The sequence below is a fragment of the Puniceicoccaceae bacterium genome, from assembly GCA_040224245.1.
GTDB lineage: Bacteria > Verrucomicrobiota > Verrucomicrobiia > Opitutales > JAFGAQ01 > JAKSBQ01.
In genome coordinates, this window is the sequence record JBEGIR010000071.1 from 1 (window position 1) to 18,742 (window position 18,742).

Here is an 18,742-nt window from a genome sequence, read left to right on the forward strand (position 1 = left end):
CAAGGGTTCCGTACCACGGGACTGGCAGGAAGACCCTACCCTCACGGGTCGCTATTCCATCGCACTGCGCAACCGCTATGCTCCTGATCTGCTCATGACCTTCACGGTCTTCCGAAAAAGTGCGTTCGCACTCAGCTATGAAAGGAATGACCTCATTGCGTTTCTGGCGGGTCTGCGCCAACAATACTCTCATCGTCTGAAACTGAATGACATGCCGGCGGATTTCCGGGATTCGGGATTCAACGCACACCTGCTCGGCGGCGAAACGGTTCACTTTGACTACAGCATTGAACCCAGAGAGCAACAGGGACCCACCATTCGGAATCGAATCTATTGGGTGCTGATCGAGGATCACTGGGTCGAAATTGCACTGATTGGGCAGGAAGCACAGGTCGCTCCCGCCATTCCAGCCTTTGAGCGCTTCCTGCGCAATCTGTCGGTGGTTCAGAACGAAGCTGAAGCATTTGGGGAATAGCAAAATCGTGAGATTTTCGGTATTCCCCAATCTACTCCACGGCTCAACAACATCGAGTTTACGGGTTGTAGGCCAGATTGCTCTGTAGCCAGCGCTCCACCTCCTGCACACGCATGCCCTTGCGTTCAGCGTAGTCCTCCACCTGATCTTTCTGGATGCGACCCACCGGGAAATATGACGCATCAGGGTGCGAAAAATACAACCCGGATACCGATGCGGGTGGATTCATGGCAAATGAAGTTGTCAGAGTAACACCGGTGTGTGCCTCCGCATTGAGCAAATCCCAGATCAACTGCTTTTCCGTATGATCGGGTGATGAGGGGTAACCAGCGGCGGGACGAATGCCTTCGTATTTTTCCCGAATCAACCAATCGTTAAACGGGTGCACGGTTCCTTCAGCTGACGGAAAGCGCTCACCAAATTTGACCGACTCCTTCGCTCCGTATCCCCACTGATCACGAATCCATTTGTGGCAGTATTCGGCACTTGCTTCGGCAAAGCGGTCCGCAAGCGACTGAATCAGAATCGAAACATAGTCATCTCCCTTTTTCTTGAAATGGGCCGCATAGTCCTCCACCTCGCGTCCTGCAGTCACCACAAACGCTCCCATGTAGTCAATCAGCTCACTGGAGCGCGGAGCCACATAGTCTGAGAGCGAAAGGTAGGCTGCTCCAGAAGCCTCGTCGCCGATTTTCTCTTTCTGCTGACGCAGGAAGTGCAAGCGCGTGAGCACAGTATCCCGTTCAATATCACCATACAGTTCCACATCATCACCCACTGCATTGGCATGGAAGAGTCCACACACACCCCTGAGATGGATGCGGTCATTCTCGATGAGATCCTTCACCACCCGCAAGGCATCGCGGTAAAGCTCACGGGCCTGTGTTCCCTGCTTGGCGTGCTCGAGCAGTTTGGGAAATTTCCCACGCAGCTGCCATGCATGGAAAAAGGGCGACCAATCGATATAGTCGAGCACTGCTTCCGCATCGATTTGCTCAAGCACCTGAACGCCAGTGCGCTCGGGGACGCGAATAGAAGCAGCATTCCAATCGAGCTGTAGTGACTGGCTTCGCGCCTGTTCCAGAGTGATGTATTTCACCGATTTGTCACCACCCTCTTCAAATCGATTTCGGGCGGCTGCCTGCTGATCGCGCAATTCCTGAAGATACGTTTCCCGGTGATTGGCGCTGAGCAGTCGGTTGCAAACTTCGGTCACCAGTGATGCATCACCCACATGAACAACTGGCCCAGAATAGTTGGGCGCGATCTTGATCGCCGTATGCGCCTTGGACGTGGTAGCTCCACCGATGAGCAGTGGTGTTTTCATGCCCTTTTCCTCCATACTCCTCGCATTGCTGATCATTTCGTCCAGCGACGGAGTAATCAGGCCAGAAAGCCCAATAAAATCTGCCTTCTCTTCTACAGCCCTTTCCAGGATCTTGGGACAATCGACCATCACGCCCAAATCCACCACGCGGTAGCCATTGCAGGCGAGCACCACACCAACGATGTTTTTGCCAATGTCATGCACATCCCCTTTGACCGTTGCGATCACGAAGGTGCCAGCGTCACTGGATTTCTGCTTCTCTGCCTCCATGAACGGCTGTAGATACGCAACTGCCTTCTTCATCACGCGCGCACTCTTCACGACCTGTGGCAGAAACATTTTGCCTTCACCAAACAGAGCGCCGACCACCTTCATGCCATCCATGAGCGGTCCTTCAATCACATCCAACGGTTTCCCATATTTTACACGCGCCTCTTCGGCATCCGCTTCAATGTGCTGGGTGATACCCTTGACCAGCGCGTGGCTGATGCGCCCTTCCACATCCAAGGCACGCCAGTCGTCAGCTACCGTTGTTTCTGGAGCTGGTGCTTTTTTTTTTGTCGAACTGTCAGCAATGTCAGGCAAATTGCCAGCCTCTGAACGAACAAAGGCTTCGATTCCTGACGGGTCCTTGCTCTCCATCGCCTGCGCTGCGAGATCCCGCAGAAGCGTCATGCCTTTCAGCAAGGCCTGATTGATGCGATCCTCGAGACTGCCGCTACCCGCTGACGCGGATTCCGCACCCGTGGAAGCGGGTGCCAACACCTTGCCATCCTTGATGGCTTCGGCCAGTTCAATCAGCGCATCGGTTGCATCCGGTGATGTGTTCAACAGCACCGCTTCCACTTTCGATTTCAACTCGGGTGGAATGTCTTCATAGTTCATCAGCAGCCCCGGATTCACGATCGCCATGTCGAGTCCGGCAGCAGTTGCATGATGCAGAAAAGCCGCATGCATCGCCTCACGCACAGGGTTGTTCCCGCGGAATGAAAAGGATACGTTGGAAAGCCCGCCGCTGGTCCAGGCGCCGGGGCATAGTTCTTTCACCCGTCGCACTGCTCCGATGAAGTTGAGCGCATAGGCATTGTGCTCCTCCATACCAGTTGCGACCGTGAGAATATTCAGGTCAAAGATGATATCGTGTGGATCCATTCCGACCTCTTCTGTGAGGATGCGGTAAGATCGCTGGGCGATAGCGACCTTTCCATCCTCAGAATCCGCCTGTCCGTTTTCATCAAACGCCATCACGACCACTGCCGCCCCGTATCGCTGGATTAGTCGGGCCTGCTTCCGAAACACATCTTCACCCTCCTTCAGGCTGATCGAATTCACGATGCATTTGCCCTGCACATGCTTGAGGCCAGCTTCAATCACGGACCATTTCGAACTGTCAATCATCACCGGAACCCGGCAAATATCGGGTTCGGATGCAATCAAGCAAAGGAAGCGCTCCATGCAAGCTTCGCCATCGAGCATGCCTTCGTCAAAGTTCACATCGATGACGTGTGCCCCTTTCTCCACTTGCGAGCGGGCAATATCGAGTGCCCCATCAAAGTCGTCAGCCTTGATCAATTTCTTGAAACGCGGCGATCCTGTGACATTGGCGCGCTCCCCAACCTGAAGAAAAGTGCGTTCATCAGGATAAACATTCAGCGGTTCCAGCCCACTCAATCTCAGTGCAGGCCTCAGTTTTGGCAGTTTCCTGGCGGGGTATTGCCGACACTCGGCAACAATCTGTGCGATGTGCTCTGGCGTTGTGCCACAACAGCCGCCGACCATGTTCACCAAACCATCTCTGGCAAATGCACCTACGGCACTGCCCGTGTGTGCCGGAGTCTCATCATAACCCGTTTCGCTCAGAGGATTTGGCAAACCTGCATTCGGATACACATGCACATACGTATCCGCCACTTCTGCCAGTTTTTCGAGGAATGGTCGCATCAGATCCGCACCAAGGGCACAGTTCAATCCGACACAGGAGGGTTTGAAGTGGCGAATTGAATTCCAAAATGCTTCAACAGTCTGTCCAGACAGCGTTCGCCCTGATCGATCTGTGATCGTCACAGACACAACAACAGGCAGACGATACTCCAGGGAATCAAAGAGTTCCTCGATCGCCATTAGCGCCGCCTTGGCATTGAGCGTGTCAATAATCGTTTCTACCAGAAACAGATCTACTCCTCCTTGCAGCAACGCTTTCGCCTGCTCAAAAAATGCTGCCTTGAGATCATCGAAGCGTATGGCCCGATACTCGGGGCGGTTGACATCCGGCGAGATGGAAGCCGTCGCATTGGTCGGTCCGATCGAACCAGCGACAAACACGGGGCGCTTTTCTTTTGCTGCCACCTCATCCGCAATTCGACGAGCCAGGCGCGCACTGTCGAGATTGATGCGCTCAACCCAGTCCTGCAAACCGTAGTCTGCCTGAGCAATACTTGTTGCACTGAAGGTGTTGGTTTCGATCAGATCCGATCCCGCTTCGAGGAATCCACGATGGATCGCTTCTATCACATCCGGCCGGGTAACGCTCAACAAGTCATTGTTTCCCTTGAGGTTCTTCGTTGCATCCGCCAGATCCGCATTGCGGAAATCGGCTTCCTGCAAACGATGCCGCTGGATCATCGTTCCCATGGCACCGTCCAATACCACAATTCGTTCGGCCAACAAATCAATGAAGGCTTGCCCGGACTTCGTCAATGGTTTGCAACTGTAGAGAGACGCCATAACCGTTCACCCTAGCACACGTATCTGATCAGGCAACTTCTATTTAACCATCACATTATCACACATTTGCTCGATTTGTCATGAACCCGCTTCTCCAATCGCTGGCCGAAAAATTCCCACTCAGTCCCAACACCCATAACACATGGAACTCACTGATGAAACAGGGAATCGACCCGGGCTTTCTAGCTTCCTGGCTCGAGGAAGCCGCCACAGTCGAAGATCTGGAACTGCTGACTGAAGTCATCAGCCGCCTGCTCCAAAATGGCAAAAAAGCTGCCGACCTGAAGCGCTGGATCGATCATTCGCCCTACAGTGTTCGCGATTGGGCGGAGGCAGCACTCGTCTTTTTCAAACGCAAGGGAGACAGTGTTCCTGCAGAACAAACCGCCCATGCGTTTGGCTATCTGACCTGCTGCGCCGAAACTGGAAGCTACCTGCCCAATCTTGAGTCCTTTCGCGAAATTGTTGAACAGATGCTGAACTTCTACGGTTACGATGGTCGTGCCACAGATCATGGAAGCAGCTCCAACGGAACCCATTGCTGAGGCTTCGGTTTTTCAACAAAGTTCGTTCCATTTCTGCCGCAGAATCACAGCTACTCATACGCTTCTCACGGCAGTTTCTTTTGTTACCGTCAGATTACAACTTCCTCAAATCGACGTAAAAGCGCCCCTTCCTCACATTTGAGATTTCAGAGTTTTCAGAAGCTTCCGAAAACCAAAGAGCAAGTGGCTCCGAAAGTCGGAGCCCTGCAGGGTGTTTAGGGGGTTATTTCTCGGTATTCAGCATTGTGAATGCAATGGTGGATTGCCGAAAAATGCAATGTATCCTGTACGCTGTAAGCGGGAGTTCTGGCTTCGGAGATCCTATCTAGCTGAATCAACCAGAACATAAAGAATGAAATCCATTCACCACCTCCTCCTACTGCTTGCGATCCCAGTGATGGCAAGCGTTGCCACTGCGAGCGAAATCTTCACTGCTGAAGAAATTGCTGCAACAGTGGACATCCGTGAAATCGAAGCAAAACCACAACCCATTGATCAGCAGTAGCCCCTGGTCACTCCCGAACTCCGAAATCAGACGGGTCGCGTCTACGTCGCGTTCCTCGTTTCGGAAACGGGTGAAGTTACTGGACTGCGCTGTGTCAAAAGCACAAACAACCGGCTGAATTCAGCCGTAATGGATGCGGTGGCACGCTGGAAATTTGAACCAGCCAAAGTCGACGGTACTCCAGTGCCCGTGCGCGTGGTGCTTCCCATTCGCGTGGATTTCACGTGACGCGCGTCATGTGAGTTGGGCAGTGCGAAATTCCTGATTTCGCATCGGCCTTTTAACCTTCTGAAAGGCGCTATCTGGCGCCTTTCAGCGCATCCAGACAAACCTGCAGACTCTCTGCCCAGTGTGGGATTTCAAGTCCAAAGGTTGACTTGATTTTTCCCTTGTTCAGGACGCTGTAGTGCGGACGCTTGGCATCGGTCGGATAGTCCTTTGTTTCGATGGGCTTCACTTTGCAATTGATCGATTCTCGACGGAAGATTTCTACCGCAAAATCATACCAGCTGCAGACGCCTTCATTGGAGTAGTGATAGATCCCATACGCCTGCTCAACCCGTCCGGACTCGAGTATCAGAAGTATGTCGAGTATCGCTTTGGCAAGATCTCCCGCATAGGTTGGGGTTCCCACCTGATCGTAGATCACACCCAGTTCATCCCGTTCCATGCCGAGGCGTTTCATGGTCTTCACAAAGTTGTTTCCGTAGGCGGAATACAACCAGGAGGTGCGAATCACGATGCAGTGTTTACAGCTTTCCAATACGTGGCGCTCTCCTTCGAGCTTGGTTGAGCCATAGGCTGAGTCCGGGGAAGTGGGAACCTCTTCGGTGTATGGACGATGCGCTGTTCCGTCAAAGACGTAGTCCGTTGAGATATGAATGAGAGTAGCGCCCCGTTGTTGAGCTGCTTCCGCCAGATAACGAGGAGCGGTCGCATTGATCAACGTTGCAATATCCATATCGCCTTCTGCCCTGTCCACGGCCGTGTAGGCTGCACAATTGATCACGTAGTCGGGTGCAAACGTGTCCATCTCCGCAGCGAGTGCAGCCGGACTGGTAATATCCAAATCCTCCACATCGGTAAACTTGAAGGAAAAGGCGGGATAAGCGTCCTGGAGTGCGCGGAGTTCGCTGCCAAGCTGTCCGTTACCTCCGGTGATGAGGATTTGTTTCATGATGAAAACGGGAATGCGTCGTTAAAATTGGCCTGATGAAAGGAAGGCAGGAGCTGGTCCTTTTCGGAAACCTTAGCCTGGTCGCCTGGGATTTGCCAGTCGATACCCAGAAGCGGATCGTCAAAGCGAATCCCCCCTTCCGATGAAGGACTGTAGTAAGCATCACACTTGTACTGCACCACTGCGGTCGATGAAAGCACGGAAAAACCATGGGCAAACCCATGCGGTATCAGCAGTTGCCGCTTGTTTTCAGCACTGAGTTCCACCCCCACCCACTTTCCAAATGTCGGCGACCCCTTCCTTACATCAACAGCTACGTCATAGATGCTTCCTTCAACCGCTCGCACCAGCTTGGTCTGGGCATGCGGCGGAAGCTGGTAGTGCAGCCCTCGGATCACTCCGCAACTCGACTTCGATTGATTGTCCTGCACAAACGTGATGTCGATGCCGAGTTCAGCAAGTTTCTGAGCACTGTAGCTCTCAAAAAAATACCCCCTTGCGTCTTCGAAAACACGGGGTTCCAGGATGGCGACCCCGGGAAGGGCTGTGGAAATCAACTTCATGCGTCAGTTCGTTCGTCAGTGAACAGAAAACATCGGTTCAATCACCGAATCCACGATTTCTCAACCCCTTTTCAGTGCATCATGCGGATTTTCCCAACAACCGGAGAAACATCCTGTGGATTCTGCGATTTTAATGCGCGAGGCCTTGCAATTTGGGAACTGCATCCAACAGGCGTCGCGTGTAGGCATGTTGCGGATCGGCATAAATAGCCTCTGGGGTCCCCGACTCGACGATTCTGCCATGCTGCATCACCAACACCTGATCACTGATGTGTTCCACCACAGCCAGGTCGTGTCCGATGAACAGGTAGGTAAAGCCATGTTGCTCCTGCAAGTCCTGCAACAAATTGATGATCTGCGCTTGAACCGATACATCCAGTGCGCTCACAGCTTCGTCGCAAATGAGAATCTCTGGCTCGACGGTCATGGCGCGTGCGATGCCAAGGCGTTGACGCTGACCTCCACTGAACTGGTGCGGATAGCGCGTCAGCGAAGTTTCCGGCAGCCCCACCTGATCCAACAGCTCACGGGAGCGCGAACGTCGGCGTTCGGCATTCCATTCGGGGAAATGCAGTTTCATCGGCTCCTCCAACATTGCCGCTACGGTCATGCGCGGATTGAGTGAATGATAGGGATCCTGGAAAATCATTTGGATCTTTTTGCGTATTCCGGCAAAAGTCCGCTCGTTCAGTTTTCCGATGGAAACGCCCCGATAGATAAGACTTCCCTCAGTGATCGGAGCCAAACGCACCAGTGCACGCCCGATGGTGCTCTTGCCACTGCCGCTTTCACCCACCAGTCCAGTGGTCTTTCCCTCAATAAGCTTGAATGAGACCCCGTCAACGGCTTTCACCGTCTGCAGTTTCCCTTGACGGCGGGTGTTGTACCAAACCTTTAAATCACAGACTTCCAGCAATTCCGCTTCCATCACAGTCCTTCCTTGCATCATTCGCTCATCATGTTTGAGGTCACGAGTCGCCGCTGACGACTGCCCAACCGCGGAATACAGCGAATCAAGCCCTGGGTGTAGGGATGATTGGGCTGCTTCAACACCGTTCCAGTCTCCCCGGTTTCCACAAGATTGCCACGGTACATGACCAGCAGTCGGTCGGCAAACCCATCCACAATGCCAAAATTGTGGGTGATCAGCAGAACCGCCATTTCACTACGATCCTGCAGAGAGCGGATCAATTCCAATATCTGTGCCTGGATCGTCACATCCAGTGCAGTTGTGGGTTCGTCCGCCACGAGCAGTTTGGGGCGGCACGCAAGTGCCATCGCAATCATCACCCGCTGCTGCATGCCCCCGCTCATTTCATGCGGAAAAGAACGGTAGCGCTGCTCGGGATCGCGAATACCGACCTCACCCAGCGCACGGATGATCGCCTGCTTCACATCCCTCACTTCAGGCTGATGCAAGCGAATGGCTTCGCGAATTTGCTCACCGACGGTGTATTGCGGATGCAGCGAACTGGAAGGTTCCTGGAAAATATAGGCGACTCCACGTCCCCTGTGCGTGCGTAACTCCCTGGCATTGAGCGCCATCACATCGTTGCCATCCAGACGAATTTCTCCGGAGACCTCGCAGGTTGGCGCAGGAGGCAGCAAGCGCCCGAGCGAAAGCGCGGTCACGCTCTTGCCGCTGCCACTCTCTCCCACCAAGGCAACACGTTCTCCTGCACGGATGGAAAAGCTCACACCTTTCACCACCTCCTGAATCTGGCGGCGCTGGCGAAAACGGATGCGAAGGTTGCTCACATCCAGCAAGGGCAGTTGGTTCGGTTCCGAATCACTCACAGTGCCCAACACAATTCCGAACTTGGCACAAATGCAAGCATGCTCAGAGGATTCCCGAACGATCAGATTTCAGGATTGCGTTGCACACTCCGCACACCTAGACCAACATCAAACGTAAACGATAACCCAACTCCATTTCCATTGATGCGCATACTCGTTACTGGCGGTGCCGGATTCATCGGCTCAAACTTCGTTCGATTTCTACTTTCCGATGCCTCGACATCCCCGCAGGTGCACAAGCTGATCAATCTCGACAAGCTTACCTATGCAGGCAATCCGGAAAACCTCAGGGATGTCGCTGACGACCCACGCTATGAACTGGTGCAAGCAGGCATCGAAGACGCCGAATGCATCCACCGTCTTCTCATCGAAAACCACATCGATGCCGTTGTAAATTTCGCTGCAGAATCCCATGTGGATCGCTCCATCGACTCACCGGAACCGTTTTTCCAGACCAATGTCATCGGGACGCTTCGAATCGTCAACGAATGCATGCGATACTGGCGGGAACTCGACAGCCAGCAGAAGGCAGCTTTCCGTTTCCTTCACGTATCCACCGACGAAGTTTATGGGTCACTCAGTGAGACCGATCCCGCCTTCGAGGAAACCACACCTTTCGCCCCCAACAGCCCCTACTCTGCATCCAAGGCAGCAAGTGATCACATTGTGCGAGCTTATCACCACACCTTTGGTCTGCCTGTGATCACAACCAATTGCTCCAACAACTACGGTCCCTTCCAGTTTCCGGAGAAACTCATCCCGCTGATGATCCTTAATGCCTTGGAAGGGAAAAATTTGCCCATCTACGGAGATGGCATGAATGTGCGCGACTGGCTTTACGTTACCGATCACTGCACCGGTATCTGGACGGCCTTGATCAAGGGCCGTCTCGGAGAAACCTACAACATTGGGGGTAAAAACGAAAAAACCAACATCGAGATCGTCGACACCATCTGCTCCCTGCTCGACGCCAAGCGCCCACGTGCGGATGGCAAATCCTACGGAACTCAGAAGGTGTTTGTCAAAGATCGCCCCGGCCATGACCGTCGCTATGCCATCAACTGCTCGAAAATCGAATCTGAACTGGGCTGGACTCCTTCCGAAACCTTTGAAACCGGCATCGCCAAAACCATCGACTGGTATCTTGAAAATCAAGATTGGTGTGAGCAGATCACCAGCGGAAAATACCAGCGCCAGCGCCTTGGAGATGCGTAGATCTTGAGTCCAGAGTTAAAGTTGAAAGTTTTAAGAAAGCACCCTGAAATAGAAATTTTCTAATGGAAGGCTTTGAAAAACTGGAAGTCTGGAAACGATCAATCGGGCTTTCAGTAAAGGTCCATAGTACCTTTACGAGTTGCCGGGATTTCAGTTTTCGGGATCAAATCCAACGCTCTGCTGATTCTATATCCAATAACATTGCCGAAGGATCTGAACGCCTCAGTAAAGCTGAATTCAGAAATTTTCTCTCATATGCAAAAGGCTCGGCTGGCGAACTTCGTTCACAAACGCATCTCGCACAAAAACTGAACTATATTGATGCGGTAACAGCAACCCAATGGAATTCGGAACTTCTCGAAATTTCCCGAATGCTTTACGGACTTATCAAATCACTGGAAAACTCGAAATAATGAGGCTTTTTTTTCACGAACCCCAAAGCACTGAATCTTAGAACCCGCTTTACTCATATGACTTCAACTTCTGACTTCAACTCAAACTCGCGCGCCAAAGCGCGCCGTGGAATTATTCTTGCAGGCGGCTCGGGCACCCGACTTTATCCGCTGACCATCGCCGTCAGCAAGCAGCTCATGCCCGTGTATGACAAGCCCATGATCTATTATCCGATCTCCGTGCTGATGCTGGCCGGGATTCGCGAGATTCTGATCATTTCCACTCCGCACGATCTTCCTCATTTCAAAAAACTGCTTGGCGACGGAAGCTATCTCGGGGTTCAGTTCTCCTATGCGGAACAACCCTCTCCCGATGGGCTTGCCCAGGCTTTTCTCATTGGAAAGGAATTTCTCGATGGTGCACCGGGAACCCTGATCCTGGGAGACAACCTGTTCTACGGGCACGATTTCACAAAATTCCTGCAAAAAGGTAAGGTTCAGGAAGAAGGGGCCACCGTCTTCGGATATTATGTCGCCAATCCCAAAGAATATGGCGTCGTCGAATTCGATAAAACCGGCAAGGTGCTCTCGCTTGAGGAAAAACCGGCAAACCCAAAGTCGAACTACGCCGTTCCCGGACTCTACTTCTACGATGAACACGTCGTCGAATACGCCGAAAACCTCAAACCCAGCGCTCGCGGCGAGTTGGAGATCACCGACTTGAACCGTGTCTACCTCGAACAGGGAAAGCTGCGTGTAGAGCTGCTTGGCCGCGGGACAGCATGGCTCGATACTGGCAATCCCAATGCGCTGCTCGAAGCGGGTCAGTTTGTGCAAGCCATCGAAAGCCGTCAGGGGTTGAAAATCGCCTGCCTGGAAGAAATCGCATTCACGCAGGGATGGATCGATGAGGATCAACTCGAAAACCGTGCAGCACAGCTCGGAAAAACTCCCTACGCAAGCTATCTGCGAAGCATTGTCAACGTCTTGGCATCCCGGCGCTCCAGCTGATTGAATTTTCGCTCTCTGGATTTTTTTCCCACCCATGCCGGACCTCTCGATCATCACGGCACTTTACAATTGCCACGATCTCACAAGGGCCTTCGTTCAGTCGCTTCAGCAGTACACTGCAGCACACAACTGGGAACTGGTTCTGGTCAACGACGCCAGCACGGAATCCACAGCAGCCCTGGAGGCAGAATTTGCCGACGACTCGCGCATACGCTGGCTGCACAACACAACAAATCTCGGCTTTGCCGCAAGTAACAACCGAGGAGCTTCTGTTGCGAAGGCTCCCCTGCTTGCGTTTCTCAACAATGATCTGCTGCTCACGGAAAACTGGTTGCAGCCGATGCTGGATGCTTTTCACTCCAGCGAGAACGTGGGCATCGTTGGCAACATCCAGTTCAACCCAAACACCCGATTGATCGACCATGCAGGCGTGTTTTTCGGACTCGACGGCATGCCCCGCCAGGCCCGAAAGCATCGCAAGCTTGCCCCAACTGCGACCACAACTGAGTGGTACGCAGTCACCGCAGCGTGCATGTTAATCGAGAAAGCTCTATTTGAGCAGGCTGGTGGTTTCGATACAGCCTACCGGAACGGCTTTGAAGACATCGACCTGTGCGTTCGTCTCCGCCTGCAGGGGCGTAAGCACTACGTTGCCAATCAGAGTCGCATCTTTCACTGCGTCAGCTCATCTCCAGGGCGTCACCAGCACAACGACGCCAATGCGGAACGCTTTCGCAAGCAGTGGGCTTCCACCACTCAGGCCTGGGGAGAACGGGACTGGGCACCTGAATACTTACAGCGCTATGCCCGACAGTGGTGGCGCTTCAATTTCGGCAAGTGGAGGTTGGCGAGACGCATGCTGCGAAATGACCGTATGCGCCAGAGACTGCACTATCGTCCCTGATCATTCGAGGACCTCAGCGCCCGGATTGAAGAGGGACCGAGCTTCGCTCAGTTTAGTTAGGAATCACATCCCCTACTCCCGTAGGGCTACGGTACCGTCAAATTGGCGCACAATGTGTTTCTGCAGTTCGAGCATCATCAGGGAAGCATGGATGCGTGCCACATCACGCGATGTCAGATCCGACAATGCATCCACCGTCAACGCCCCTTCCCTGTTCAATACTTCACAGAGTTCGAGCAATTCCCCAGACAGCGTCTGCCAGCGTTTTTTCGTCTGACTGAACTCAGGTCGAGAATCCACATCTGCTCGTGCTGCTGTTTCACCATTTCCCGAATTCAAATCGTCAAACAGTTCTGTCTGCTGTACACGATATTGCAAATCATCGAGAATATCCTCAACCGATGTTGTCAACAAGGCTCCTTCCTTGATCAACCGGTGACATCCGCGACTGTTTGCCTGATCTATGCGGCCCGGAATCGCATAGACCTGGCGGTTCTGCTCCAGGGCAAAACGTGCCGTAATCATACTCCCACCATTCTCATCCGACTCCACGATCAGCACTCCCTGACATAGGCCCGATACGATCCGGTTTCGCATGGGAAAGGTCTGGCGATCCGCCCTCCTTCCAAAACAAAATTCCGAGAGGATGGCTCCATTGCGTTCAATCCGACGATACAGTTCCAGATTTTCCGGTGGATAGATGATGTCCAGTCCGTTTCCCAGCACCGCAATGGTATCCCCTCCTGCTTCCAGCGCACCTTCATGTGCTGCCGTATCCACTCCACGGGCCAAACCGCTCACAATACAAAACCCCATTGACGCCAGTCGCTGAGCAAACTGCCGGGCCACTCGCAACCCGTACAAACTTGCGTGGCGCGATCCGACAATCGCAATGGCTGGCTGTGATTCTGTTAAATGATAGTGTCCACACTGGTAAAGTCCGATGGGAGGATCATACAACTGGGACAAGATCGACGGATAATGCGGCTCATCGCAGGCAATAAAAACGGCATTCGCTTCATCGAGTTTCTGCAATTCCTTCGGGAGATCAAAAGATTGTTTCCACGAACGAATGGAATGGACCGCCTTTTCTCCAACCCCCTTGACTTGCATCAGTTCGGATGGACTGGCCTTGAGTATACGGCATGGATCCTGTCCAAATGCATCGAGCAGACGGCGAACCATGACAGGACCGATGTGTGAAATTGCGTTGAGGATGATCCAGGCGTAGCGAGGTTGATCAAGTGGATTCAATAGGAATTGAGGAGGTTGAGGATGTCAGTGGTGCAGACGTGCGTCTCTTCCTTTTGAGCAAAGAGCCGGTCCGCTGCTATGGCGTGGCAGGCAACCGCCTGGGCCACCCTGATACTCAATGCAACTTTTCCCGGCATTGCAACTTTTCCACCCACCAATCCTGCAAGAATGTCACCACTCCCACCTCGGGCGAGAATCGGATTGCCCCAGGGAAAATGCACAATCTCCCCATTTGCACAGAGACGGGTCACGGGTCCCTTCAACACGACCACAACATTCGGGAACTTCGCAGCGAAGTCGCGCAATTGTTCCGCATTCACATTGCCTGATTTTTCCAGTGCTGCGATTCGGCGGAATTCTCCCTCGTGCGGCGTAAGGACGAGTGAAGCCGAACGTGCCTGCAACCGTTGCATGCGTTCCCTCGACAAGGCATCTGCATCCATCACCAGTGGCACTTCAAAGCGATCAACCACTTCGTCCAGCAATGCCTGCGTTTCCTGACTTCTACCGCAGCCGGGTCCCATCACTACCCCAGTGATTCGGTCGCGCAGGCTCTCCAACATGCCAACTCCCTCCAGCGCCAGGTCTCCTTCCGGAGTCTCCGGCCAGGGAATCCACATGGCCTCAGGCATCTGCACTGCGCAGGGATGGATCAAAGACTCCGGAGCCAACACGGTCACCAATCCAACTCCTGATCGAAGAGCAGCCCGCACACACATGCACAGGGCACCGGGCATTCGGCGCGACCCTGCCACCACGAGCAGATGCCCAAAGCTGCGTTTGTCACAGTCTACCGGACGCAACGCTGCCAGAGAATGCATCAGCGCCGGTGCAACAACCCGAAGCTCGGAAGCTTCCTCAAGATCGTCAAAGAACCCGATATCCACGTAGCGGAGACGACCTGCATGCTTTAGATTCCCCGATTCAATGAGCGGGCTTTTCAAAATGCCAGTGGCGTATGTGAAATCCGCTCGCAATACCAACGATGAGGGGGCATCACTCATCCCGCTGGGCAAATCCACCGCGATGCGAACCCCCAAGTCCCTCGCATTCAGTCGCCGAATCGCATCGCCAAGCTCATCCGAAAACGGTGCGCGAAACTGCATGCCAAAGATTCCGTCAATGGAAAGGTCAAACCGAAGTTTTCCATCCCTGTTCAGTAAATCATCGAGCGAGCTTGTACGAACACGCGCATGCGAGCAGAGTTCTTTCCAGTGTACCGCAACCGTCCCCTTTAGCTGATCCGCCCCCAATACGGGAACAGCTGTAATCTTCAGGTTTGCGTGCCGTTCCAGCAGGGAAAGCCCGGCAATCATCGCATCACCAGCATTGTGTCCCTTGCCTAACAGAAGCAAACAATGACACTTATCGATCTGCAGTCGCACTCCCAAATCCTGCGACAGCTGCTGTGCCAGCCCCCTGCCCGCCCGTTTCATCGCAGCGTCCACCTTTTGTGGATCATCACCCAGCAGGCGATGTTCGAGCTCACGACTCTGTGAACAATTCAGGATTGCATGGTGCCACCGCATGATGATCGGAATGCCCGCTTTTCCTCTCAGCGGCTCATACGCTGCTTCATCTCTCTGACCGCTTCCTCCAGTCCATAGAAAACCGCACGTGAAAGGATCGAGTGTCCAATGTTCAGTTCGTAGAGGTGAGGAATCGTCAGAATGTGGGAAATGTTGACATAATTGATGCCGTGACCCGCATTCACAGTCAATCCGGCCCCACAGGCATACTCCGCCGCCTTTGTGAGCTTTTCGAGTTCAAGCTCGCCCTGGACATCGTAGAAATGATGGGCAAACGCACCCGTGTGCAACTCAACCATGTCCGCTTCAAGCTCCGCCGCACAATCGATTTGCTCCTTCTCGGGATCAATGAACAAACTCACCAGAATACCCTCCGCATTCATCGCACGAATAACATCCCTTACCCGTCGATAGTGTGTCACGATGTCCAATCCTCCTTCAGTCGTCACTTCCTCCCGATTTTCGGGAACCAGGCAGACACTGTCGGGATGTACCTCACAGGCAAATCGCGTCATCAATTCGGTGCACGCCATTTCCATATTCAGTCGTGTCTGGATGCTCTGTCGCAAGCGAACGACATCCTTGCGCTGAATGTGGCGTTGGTCCTCTCTCGGATGCACCGTAATTCCATCGGCGCCGGCCTTCTCCGCGAGATGTGCGGCGATCAGTGGGTCCGGCTCGACCATTCCTCCAGTCAACTGGCTTGCATCACGGTAACGGGCCTGACGCATCGTTGCCACGTGATCAATGTTGACGCCTAACAATATGGGTTCGCGTTTCATCTTTGACTACTCGACTGGGTATCAGCACTTGGCTGTTCGGTGTTTGAGAAACCACCAACTTATGCGCTTGTGCTGCGCGTTACAAAGTAAAAAATCAATTCCACTCCGCCTCGATTTCAAGTCATGCTTCCCCCACTGTTGAGAAGCTTTTTCAGAAAACTTCGCCGGTGAAAGGGACTGGTGCCACGGCTCAAAATTGCATCTCGGTGTTCGGAGGTTCCATATCCCATGTTTCGATCCCAGCCATACCATGGATACTGCCGATGGCACTGCAGCATCCAGGCATCCCTCTCGACCTTGGCCAGGATGGATGCCAGTGCAATGCACCACGAGCGACCGTCTCCCTTTACCCATGCTCGGTGCGCGATGGGGAAATCCTTGAGTGGCAATCCATCCACCCATACCTCAACCGGGCTGCCTGCGCAGTCGCCTGTAAGCTCAAAAAGAGACGCATCCGTTCGAGGCAGTTTCGGCTCCGATCCCGGCAACCGCTCCTGCACCGTGATCAGCGCGCGATACATCGCCATGCGCGTGGCTACCAGAATGTTCCATCGATCAATCTCTTCCACGCTGGCCGCACCCACTCCGATCTGAATATGAGCCCCAGGTCCCTTCAAACGCATCAGTTGCGTATGCAATTCCTGCCTTCTCGCAGCCGATAGTTGCTTGGAGTCCTTCACAACGCCCCATGTCTCTGAGCTGAACAAGGCATCGTCGCAGGCATCTCGATGCATTGCAACGGCAGCCGCAAAAACAGGACCTGCCAACGGTCCCCGGCCCGCTTCATCCACTCCGATGAGCCAGGTGCAGCCGGAAGCGTAACCCTGCCGGTCAAATGCACGATAGCTGTCCGAAACTGAATTCATTCCCAAGCGTCGACTTCCGGGTGAGTCCAGAATATGCTTGATGTTTGAACACTGCGTCGAGCATATAATCTGTAACCTAAACTTATGAAATATCCGAGTATTCTCACCCTACCCGTTCTTGCCAGTTTGGTCTTGATCGGGTGCAACGACTCCCAATCTTCTGATGAAACCACTTCATCGGGGACCAGTGTGTCCACATCACCTCAGGTCGAGGCATCTGCTCCCACCAGTGAAACACTGCAAACCTGCCAGACGCTTGGAACCTATTTTGCAGTTTCCACCAATCTGCACGAACTGGAGTTCACCGCCGAAGAAAAGGCAGCTATCGTCGAGGGATTCCGCAAGGGAATCGAGGGCGGTCAGTCAGCTAATTTCATGCAGGAGAGCGTCGGCGTTATCAGTGCATTTCTTCAGGAGCGCCACCAGCAGAAATCCGCAGTTGACAGCGAGCGAAACAAGGCAGCTGCCGCAGCGTTTGTAGAAGAACTCAAATCATCGGATGGCGTCTCCTTTACCAACAGCGGACTCGGTTATGAAATCCTCAAAGCCGGCGAGGGCGAACCCGCCAGTCTTCGTGATTCTGTCTCCGTGAACTACCGGGGCACCTTGATCGATGGTACGGTGTTTGATGAAGCAATGGACGAGGAAAGCCCGGTAACCTTCCCGCTCGCGGGTGTGATTCCCGGATTTTCTGAAGGACTTCAGCTGGTCGGCAAGGGCGGCGAAATCCGCCTCTACATTCCCAGCGAATTGGGGTATGGCGACAATCCCCGACCCGGCGGCCCCATTGAAGCAGGTTCGCTGCTCATCTTTGACATATCGGTGCAGGACATCCAACGAGCCAAACTTCCCACTGCTGAGGACTTGCCCGTTCCACCCGAACCGAGCGAATAAAACGCAGGTTCAGAGTGTTTCCAATGCCAGGTCGGTGACTGCGTCATCGACCTGCTTTTTGTACAGATACAATTGTTGCTGGAATTGCGATACCGTGCTTTGCAGTTTTTCTACCTCTGTGACAAAACGGTCCACCTCTCTCCCGCTCAGTTCGCAACCAACCTCACTGTCCTGAAGCTGCTGGGTGAACGATAGGGAGGGAATCCAGCAGACGGGATCCGTCTCGTCAGTACTCAATGCGTAGAGTCCGACCAAACGAGGGATACCCCCATCAACAGTCTCTCGAATCGCACCGATGCATATCCCCGTTGTGATGAGATTATGGTAGTGCTCCCCAGCCTGCACTTCGCACAACAGGTAGGGAATCCTCCAGCATCCTTCACTGCAACCCAGCAGATTGATGGAACCCAAAGCCGCCTCTGCGACCATGGCATCAGTTTGCTCCAGTAACGCATCCACATCATCCACAATGCTCGCGGTTGCCTGGGAATTGTGAGCGTCCTTCAATTCCAGAGCACGACAGCGCGCAGCATCCATCATGCAGGTGATTCCCTCTGATGCGTTCAGCGCAGTCTGCACGATCAGCTGAATCTGATTCAGCGCCAGTGATGCTGACAGTTGTTTACGGGACCAGTCGACTAGCTCTCCGCCCGTCGTTCCTCCCGAGCGGTTCCCGCCCGGAACGAGATTCCCACACTGCCATCGCACTTCCAGTTGCCCCGGTTGTGCGCTCAGCTGTAATGCGCCTGCTGGATTCATCATCGATGTTTGGACTGAATTCG

Annotated in this window: 18 protein-coding genes; 8 read left to right on the forward strand and 10 right to left on the reverse strand. The window is 53.5% G+C overall.

Going from position 1 to position 18,742, the window contains the following annotated elements; genetic code table 11:
• Positions 1 to 475, forward strand: a 475-nt coding sequence (locus ABQ298_11620) for a hypothetical protein (protein MEQ9825022.1), incomplete at its 5' end; no start/stop codon positions are given.
• Positions 476 to 533: 58 nt separating this feature from the next.
• Here ABQ298_11620 and ABQ298_11625 read toward each other — a convergent pair.
• On the reverse strand, positions 534 to 4,466 hold the full coding sequence (locus tag ABQ298_11625) for a vitamin B12 dependent-methionine synthase activation domain-containing protein (protein ID MEQ9825023.1): 3,933 nt from the start codon (positions 4,464 to 4,466) through the stop codon (positions 534 to 536).
• Between the two features lie 140 nt (positions 4,467 to 4,606).
• Between ABQ298_11625 and ABQ298_11630 the strand changes: the two genes are divergently transcribed.
• Positions 4,607 to 5,071 (forward strand): hypothetical protein, encoded by a 465-nt coding sequence (locus tag ABQ298_11630; protein ID MEQ9825024.1) that lies wholly within the window; start codon positions 4,607 to 4,609, stop codon positions 5,069 to 5,071.
• A 352-nt stretch (positions 5,072 to 5,423) separates the two neighbouring features.
• Complete coding sequence (locus tag ABQ298_11635) at positions 5,424 to 5,576, forward strand: hypothetical protein (GenBank protein MEQ9825025.1); 153 nt, start codon at positions 5,424 to 5,426, stop codon at positions 5,574 to 5,576.
• A 298-nt stretch (positions 5,577 to 5,874) separates the two neighbouring features.
• On the opposite strand, the gene rfbD is transcribed toward ABQ298_11635, so the two are convergent.
• From rfbD to ABQ298_11655, 4 genes are all read right to left on the reverse strand, one after another.
• Positions 5,875 to 6,753, reverse strand: coding sequence for a dTDP-4-dehydrorhamnose reductase (gene rfbD / locus ABQ298_11640; protein ID MEQ9825026.1), 879 nt, complete (start codon positions 6,751 to 6,753; stop codon positions 5,875 to 5,877).
• Entirely contained in the window at positions 6,750 to 7,316 is a 567-nt protein-coding gene (gene rfbC / locus ABQ298_11645) for a dTDP-4-dehydrorhamnose 3,5-epimerase (protein ID MEQ9825027.1), read from the reverse strand. The genes rfbD and rfbC overlap by 4 nt, the downstream gene beginning before the upstream one ends.
• A 130-nt stretch (positions 7,317 to 7,446) precedes the next feature.
• On the reverse strand, positions 7,447 to 8,265 hold the full coding sequence (locus ABQ298_11650) for an ABC transporter ATP-binding protein (GenBank protein MEQ9825028.1): 819 nt from the start codon (positions 8,263 to 8,265) through the stop codon (positions 7,447 to 7,449).
• Positions 8,262 to 9,113 (reverse strand): ABC transporter ATP-binding protein, encoded by an 852-nt coding sequence (locus ABQ298_11655; GenBank protein ID MEQ9825029.1) that lies wholly within the window; start codon positions 9,111 to 9,113, stop codon positions 8,262 to 8,264. The genes ABQ298_11650 and ABQ298_11655 overlap by 4 nt, the downstream gene beginning before the upstream one ends.
• A 144-nt stretch (positions 9,114 to 9,257) precedes the next feature.
• Between ABQ298_11655 and rfbB the strand changes: the two genes are divergently transcribed.
• From rfbB to ABQ298_11675, 4 genes are all read left to right on the forward strand, one after another.
• Positions 9,258 to 10,328 (forward strand): dTDP-glucose 4,6-dehydratase, encoded by a 1,071-nt coding sequence (gene rfbB, locus ABQ298_11660; GenBank protein MEQ9825030.1) that lies wholly within the window; start codon positions 9,258 to 9,260, stop codon positions 10,326 to 10,328.
• Positions 10,329 to 10,390: 62 nt separating this feature from the next.
• Complete coding sequence (locus tag ABQ298_11665; GenBank protein MEQ9825031.1) at positions 10,391 to 10,741, forward strand: four helix bundle protein; 351 nt, start codon at positions 10,391 to 10,393, stop codon at positions 10,739 to 10,741.
• A gap of 57 nt (positions 10,742 to 10,798) precedes the next feature.
• Positions 10,799 to 11,731, forward strand: a complete 933-nt coding sequence (gene rfbA / locus ABQ298_11670; GenBank protein MEQ9825032.1) for a glucose-1-phosphate thymidylyltransferase RfbA — start codon at positions 10,799 to 10,801, stop codon at positions 11,729 to 11,731.
• Positions 11,732 to 11,765: 34 nt separating this feature from the next.
• Positions 11,766 to 12,635 carry a glycosyltransferase family 2 protein gene (locus tag ABQ298_11675; protein ID MEQ9825033.1) on the forward strand — a complete coding sequence of 290 codons (870 nt, stop codon included), beginning with the start codon at positions 11,766 to 11,768 and terminating at the stop codon, positions 12,633 to 12,635.
• A gap of 72 nt (positions 12,636 to 12,707) precedes the next feature.
• Here the strand turns inward: ABQ298_11675 and dprA are convergent, their stop codons facing one another.
• The 4 genes from dprA to ABQ298_11695 form a co-directional block, all read right to left on the reverse strand.
• Positions 12,708 to 13,889 (reverse strand): DNA-processing protein DprA, encoded by a 1,182-nt coding sequence (gene dprA / locus ABQ298_11680; protein ID MEQ9825034.1) that lies wholly within the window; start codon positions 13,887 to 13,889, stop codon positions 12,708 to 12,710.
• Positions 13,886 to 15,418 (reverse strand): NAD(P)H-hydrate dehydratase, encoded by a 1,533-nt coding sequence (locus tag ABQ298_11685; protein ID MEQ9825035.1) that lies wholly within the window; start codon positions 15,416 to 15,418, stop codon positions 13,886 to 13,888. The genes dprA and ABQ298_11685 overlap by 4 nt, the downstream gene beginning before the upstream one ends.
• A gap of 26 nt (positions 15,419 to 15,444) precedes the next feature.
• Entirely contained in the window at positions 15,445 to 16,200 is a 756-nt protein-coding gene (locus ABQ298_11690; protein MEQ9825036.1) for a pyridoxine 5'-phosphate synthase, read from the reverse strand.
• 116 nt (positions 16,201 to 16,316) lie between these two features.
• The gene (locus tag ABQ298_11695; protein MEQ9825037.1) at positions 16,317 to 17,066 is read right to left on the reverse strand and encodes a ribonuclease HII; all 750 of its coding nucleotides are present in this window, start codon (positions 17,064 to 17,066) and stop codon (positions 16,317 to 16,319) included.
• An 84-nt stretch (positions 17,067 to 17,150) separates the two neighbouring features.
• Here ABQ298_11695 and ABQ298_11700 point away from each other — a divergent pair, with 84 nt between their 5' ends.
• Entirely contained in the window at positions 17,151 to 17,960 is an 810-nt protein-coding gene (locus ABQ298_11700; protein MEQ9825038.1) for an FKBP-type peptidyl-prolyl cis-trans isomerase, read from the forward strand.
• Between the two features lie 9 nt (positions 17,961 to 17,969).
• Here the strand turns inward: ABQ298_11700 and ABQ298_11705 are convergent, their stop codons facing one another.
• Positions 17,970 to 18,722 (reverse strand): hypothetical protein, encoded by a 753-nt coding sequence (locus tag ABQ298_11705; protein ID MEQ9825039.1) that lies wholly within the window; start codon positions 18,720 to 18,722, stop codon positions 17,970 to 17,972.
• Positions 18,723 to 18,742 lie beyond the last annotated feature (20 nt).

What these genes read in the sequence shown, in the direction of transcription:
- ABQ298_11630 (MEQ9825024.1), top strand. Translation starts at nt 4,607, where the DNA reads ATGAACCCGCTTCTCCAATCGCTGGCCGAAAAATTCCCACTCAGTCCC.
- ABQ298_11635 (MEQ9825025.1), top strand. Translation starts at nt 5,424, where the DNA reads ATGAAATCCATTCACCACCTCCTCCTACTGCTTGCGATCCCAGTGATG.
- rfbD (MEQ9825026.1), bottom strand. Translation starts at nt 6,753, where the DNA reads ATGAAACAAATCCTCATCACCGGAGGTAACGGACAGCTTGGCAGCGAA.
- rfbC (MEQ9825027.1), bottom strand. Translation starts at nt 7,316, where the DNA reads ATGAAGTTGATTTCCACAGCCCTTCCCGGGGTCGCCATCCTGGAACCC.
- ABQ298_11650 (MEQ9825028.1), bottom strand. Translation starts at nt 8,265, where the DNA reads ATGATGCAAGGAAGGACTGTGATGGAAGCGGAATTGCTGGAAGTCTGT.
- rfbB (MEQ9825030.1), top strand. Translation starts at nt 9,258, where the DNA reads ATGCGCATACTCGTTACTGGCGGTGCCGGATTCATCGGCTCAAACTTC.
- ABQ298_11665 (MEQ9825031.1), top strand. Translation starts at nt 10,391, where the DNA reads ATGGAAGGCTTTGAAAAACTGGAAGTCTGGAAACGATCAATCGGGCTT.
- rfbA (MEQ9825032.1), top strand. Translation starts at nt 10,799, where the DNA reads ATGACTTCAACTTCTGACTTCAACTCAAACTCGCGCGCCAAAGCGCGC.
- ABQ298_11675 (MEQ9825033.1), top strand. Translation starts at nt 11,766, where the DNA reads ATGCCGGACCTCTCGATCATCACGGCACTTTACAATTGCCACGATCTC.
- ABQ298_11685 (MEQ9825035.1), bottom strand. Translation starts at nt 15,418, where the DNA reads ATGCGGTGGCACCATGCAATCCTGAATTGTTCACAGAGTCGTGAGCTC.
- ABQ298_11690 (MEQ9825036.1), bottom strand. Translation starts at nt 16,200, where the DNA reads ATGAAACGCGAACCCATATTGTTAGGCGTCAACATTGATCACGTGGCA.
- ABQ298_11695 (MEQ9825037.1), bottom strand. Translation starts at nt 17,066, where the DNA reads ATGAATTCAGTTTCGGACAGCTATCGTGCATTTGACCGGCAGGGTTAC.
- ABQ298_11700 (MEQ9825038.1), top strand. Translation starts at nt 17,151, where the DNA reads ATGAAATATCCGAGTATTCTCACCCTACCCGTTCTTGCCAGTTTGGTC.
- ABQ298_11705 (MEQ9825039.1), bottom strand. Translation starts at nt 18,722, where the DNA reads ATGATGAATCCAGCAGGCGCATTACAGCTGAGCGCACAACCGGGGCAA.